Source organism: Gemmobacter sp. (genome assembly GCF_016792925.1).
Taxonomy (GTDB): Bacteria; Pseudomonadota; Alphaproteobacteria; order Rhodobacterales; family Rhodobacteraceae; genus Gemmobacter.
On the sequence record NZ_JAEULU010000272.1, the window covers coordinates 1 to 4,297 of the forward strand.

At 66.8% G+C, this 4,297-nt stretch carries 3 protein-coding genes; 2 read left to right on the plus strand and 1 reads right to left on the minus strand.

Going from position 1 to position 4,297, the window contains the following annotated elements; translation table 11 throughout:
• Positions 1-112 precede the first annotated feature (112 nt).
• Positions 113-1,441 (minus strand): amidase family protein, encoded by a 1,329-nt coding sequence (locus JNN06_RS12960; RefSeq protein WP_291240012.1) that lies wholly within the window; start codon positions 1,439-1,441, stop codon positions 113-115.
• A 460-nt stretch (positions 1,442-1,901) separates the two neighbouring features.
• Here JNN06_RS12960 and JNN06_RS12965 point away from each other — a divergent pair, with 460 nt between their 5' ends.
• Both JNN06_RS12965 and JNN06_RS12970 read left to right on the plus strand, forming a co-directional pair.
• Positions 1,902-3,128 carry an FAD-dependent monooxygenase gene (locus JNN06_RS12965; RefSeq protein ID WP_291240013.1) on the plus strand — a complete coding sequence of 409 codons (1,227 nt, stop codon included), beginning with the start codon at positions 1,902-1,904 and terminating at the stop codon, positions 3,126-3,128.
• A gap of 357 nt (positions 3,129-3,485) precedes the next feature.
• Positions 3,486-4,297 (plus strand): carboxynorspermidine decarboxylase (locus JNN06_RS12970; RefSeq protein ID WP_291240011.1); only part of this gene is annotated, 812 nt, incomplete at its 3' end.

Consider the following 4,297-nt stretch of genomic DNA (forward strand, 5'->3'; position numbering starts at 1 on the left):
CGGCCCGATGTGGAGACGTTTCCACATGACCTCGGCGATGGCCTCGGTCAAACCTGCCGGGTCAAACCCACCGGGTCGAGACCGAAAACGCACCCCGTGGCCTCGGCCAAGCTCACCCCAGCGCATGCTCCACCGCAGCCCCCAGCCGCAGCAGCCGTTCTTCCTGCATCGCAGGCCCCATCAGCGACAGCCCGCAAGACGGCTGGCTGGTGGGCAGCGTCAGCACGCACAGCCCCAGCACATTGCCGATCCGCGTGTTGCGCAGCGCCAGCAGGTTCTCCGCCGCGAAATAGGCCGGATCCGCCAGCAGCCGCGCCGCATCCGGGGGCAGGATGGCCGAGGTCGGGATCAGCACCGCATCAAACCCGCCCACCCGCCGCTCCCAGATCTTGCGCAGATCCTCCAGCCGCCGCCAGGCCGCGATATATTCGGTGGCCTTGGTCACCGCCCCGGTGCGGAACCGCTCCAGCACCGGCGGGAACATCTTCTGCGGCGCGGCCTCGATGGTGTCACCCCAGATCGCATAGGCCTCCGGCGTGAACAGCACCCCCGCCAGCGCCATGGCCTCGGCCACCTCCGGCGCGGCGAAAGGCTCGATGGCCGCCCCCGCATTGCCCATCCGGGTCAGACTGTCCTCGAACCCCTTGGCGGGCGCATCGCGCAACCCCTCCAGCGCCACCGTCTCCAACACGCCAAAGCGCGCATTGGTCAGCGTCGCACCCTTCAGATCCGCCGCCCGCCGCCCGGTCAGCGCGCCCAAGAGCAGCGCGCAATCCTCCACCGTCGAGGCCAACGGCCCCACCGTATCGAACCGCTCGCACAGCGGCACCACGCCTTTCAGCGACAGCCGGCCATGGGTGGTCTTCAACCCCACAAGGTCGTTCCACGCCGCCGGCACCCGGACCGAGCCGCCGGTGTCGCTTCCCATCGCCGCCGGGGCCAGCCCAAACGCCACCGAGGCCGCCGCCCCGGAAGACGAGCCCCCCGGCACCGCATCCGGGAAATTGATGCAAGGTGGAGTCGCCGTCACCGGGTTCAGCCCCAGCCCCGAAAACGCGAGTTCGGTCATATGGGTCTTGCCCAGGCACACAAGGCCCTGCGTCGTCGCCGTATGCAGCACCTCGGCATCCTGTTTCGGCACCCGGCCTTTCAGCAGCGCCGAACCCGCCTCGCAGGCCACCCCCGCCACGTCGAAATTGTCCTTCCAGCTGATCGGCACGCCATCGAGCAAGCCAAACCGCGTCCCCGCCCGCTGGCGCCCCGCCGCCGCCACCGCGGTCGATCGTGCATGATCCGCCGTGGTGCGCGCGTAAATCCGCTTCGCCTCCGGGTGGCGGGCGATGGCATCCAGATAGGCCTCGGTCAGATCCACCGGGTTGATCTTCCCCGCCTCGATCGCCCGCCCCAGATCGCCCGCACTGCGCCCCAGCCATTTGTCGATCATCGCCCTATCCTTTGCCCTTTGCCTCACGCTAGGGTCAGACCCCGGCAGTGGCAATCCCTTGCGATGCGCTGTCTCTGGGCAGCATTCGGGCGGATCAGGAAAGGCACCGCCTTTCCCCGCCCGTGTGGGAACGGAACCGCAAGACCGCCTCCGCCCATGACCGAGAGGCCAGAGCCCGCCCGGCGGGTGCGAAGCGCCCGCCGCCCGAAGGGCGGGCGCTGGCCGGTGGCTTCGTGCCACCGGCCCGAACGCGGAAACGCGGCCGCATGACCTCGGCAATGGCCTCGGCCATCGCCAAACTGTCCACCCGATTACCCTTTGCCCCTTTCCCCCCCGCAAACTGTACACCCCCTTACCCTTTGCCCCCCTTTCACCCCCCGAAAGCGTATACCACATTACCCTTTCGGCGGCACTTCGGCGCATGGACAAAGCCGCGCGTTGCGCCATATTGGGCGGCATGATGCTGGACACTGATATTCTGATCGCGGGCGGCGGGCTGAATGGCCCCGCCTTGGGAATTGCCTTGGCGCAGGCGGGTTTGCGGGTCACCGTGGTCGATGCCCGACCGGCGCCTGCCCGGGCCGAGGCCGGGTTCGATGGCCGCGCCTATGCCTTGGCGCTGGCCTCCAAACGCCTGCTCACCGTCACCGGCATCTGGCCGCGCATCGCCGCCCATCAGCCAATTCTGAAGATCAAGGCCTCTGACGGCGTGGCGGGGCAAGGCCCCTCGCCCTTCTGGCTGGGCTTCGATTCCGCCGAGCTGGAGGAAGGCCCGATGGGCTTCATGGTAGAGGATCGCCACCTCTATGCCGCCTTTCTGGCCGCCATGGAGGACACGCCGGGCCTGACGCTTCTGTCAGGCGAAGCCGTGACGGAGCAACAGGTTACGCCGCAATCCGTGACCGTGACCCTCGCCTCGGGCCGCCAGATCCGCGCGCGGTTGCTGGTGGGCTGCGACGGGCGGCAATCCGGCGTGGCGCAGCGCGCGGGCATCAAACGCAGCGGCTGGGGCTATGGGCAAACCGCCCTTGTCACCGCCATTCACCACGAAAAACCCCATGAGGGCACTGCGCATCAGTTCTTCATGCCCGCAGGCCCCCTGGCGATCCTGCCGCTGGCAGGCGGGCATCATTCCAGCATCGTCTGGAGCGAGGCCGACAGCACGGCGCAGGCCATCCAAGCCCTTGACGATGAAGGCTATATGGCCGCGCTGCGCCCGCGTTTCGGGGATTTTCTGGGCGAGCTGACCCTTGCCGGGGCGCGCTTCACCTATCCGCTGAACCTCACCCTCGCCAATCACTTTGTCGCGCCGCGCATCGCGCTGGTGGGCGATGCCGCCCATGGCGTGCATCCCATCGCGGGCCAGGGCCTCAATCTCGGCCTGCGCGATGTCGCCGCCTTGGCCGAAGTGGTGGTGGAGGCCCGGCGGCGCGGCGAGGATATTGGCAGCCTTGTGACGCTGGAGGCCTACCAGCGCTGGCGTCGTTTCGACAGCACGACACTCGCCCTTGGGATGGATACGGTGAACCGGGTGTTTTCCAACAGCAACCCGATCCTGCGCGCCGGGCGCGATCTGGGGCTTGGCTTGGTAAACACCCTCCCCGGATTGCGCCGCAGCTTCATGCGGCAGGCGGCGGGGCTGACGGGCGAATTGCCCAAACTGCTGGCCGGGCAAAGGATCTAAGCGCCGCCTGATCCAACCCTTGCCGGGGCGCGGGATCAGGCAACGTATACGTTGCCCCCGCCCCTGCGCGCGATCTGCCCCGCAAGTCGGCTCCACCCGCATAACCACAGGCCAGCGCCTGCCCTGGCGGGTGCGAAGCGCCCGCCGCCCGGAGGGCGGGCGCTGGCCGCGTGCCTTGAAGCACGCGGCGTCCAGTGGCCAATGGCATCGCATGGCAAAGGCGATGGCCTTTGCCACTTGCGTAACCTGTCATACCCCTGTCACCTGCACCGCCTACCCCGCATATGGCTTGCAACCGGGGGCGGCTCGCCCTACATGAGGCCGCTGTTGTCCCTTTTGGCCCCGGGGGGGAATCCGATGATCCAGACACCTTACTACCTGATCGACCGGGCGAAACTGTCGCGCAACATGGAGATCATCGACCGTCTCCGCCATGGCTCCGGTGCCAAAGCCCTGCTTGCGTTGAAATGTTTCGCCACCTGGCCGGTTTTTGACCAGATGCGCGAGCATATGGACGGCACCACCTCCTCCAGCCTTTACGAGCTGCGCCTTGGGCGCGAGAAGTTCGGCAAGGAAACCCACGCCTATTCCGTGGGTTGGTCGGATCACGAGATTGAGGAGGCGGTCGGTTACGCCGACAAGATCATCTTCAACTCGATCAGCCAGCTGGAGCGGTTCGACAATCAATCCGCCCAGATCGAACGCGGGCTGCGGCTGAATCCGCGCTTCTCGACCTCGGGCTTTGATCTGGCAGACCCTGCCCGCCCCTTCTCGCGCCTGGGCGAATGGGATCAGGCCAAGATCGAAACTGTGATGGACCGCATCTCGGGCTTCATGATCCATTACAATTGCGAAAACGCCGATTTCGACCTGTTCGACAGCCAATTGTCCAGAATCGAAGAGGAATTCGGCGGGTTGCTGAAACGCCTGAAATGGGTGAGCCTCGGCGGCGGCATCCATTTCACCGGCGAGGGCTACCCGGTGGATGCACTGGCGGCGCGGCTGCGCGCCTTCCAGGACCGCTTCGGCGTGCAGGTCTACCTTGAACCGGGCGAGGCCGCGATCACCGGCAGCGCCAGCCTTGAGGTCTCGGTCATCGACATTCTGAACAATGGCAAGGACTTGGCGGTGGTGGACAGCAGCGTCGAGGCGCATATGCTGGACCTGCT

What these genes read in the sequence shown, in the direction of transcription:
- JNN06_RS12965 (WP_291240013.1), top strand. Translation starts at nt 1,902, where the DNA reads ATGATGCTGGACACTGATATTCTGATCGCGGGCGGCGGGCTGAATGGC.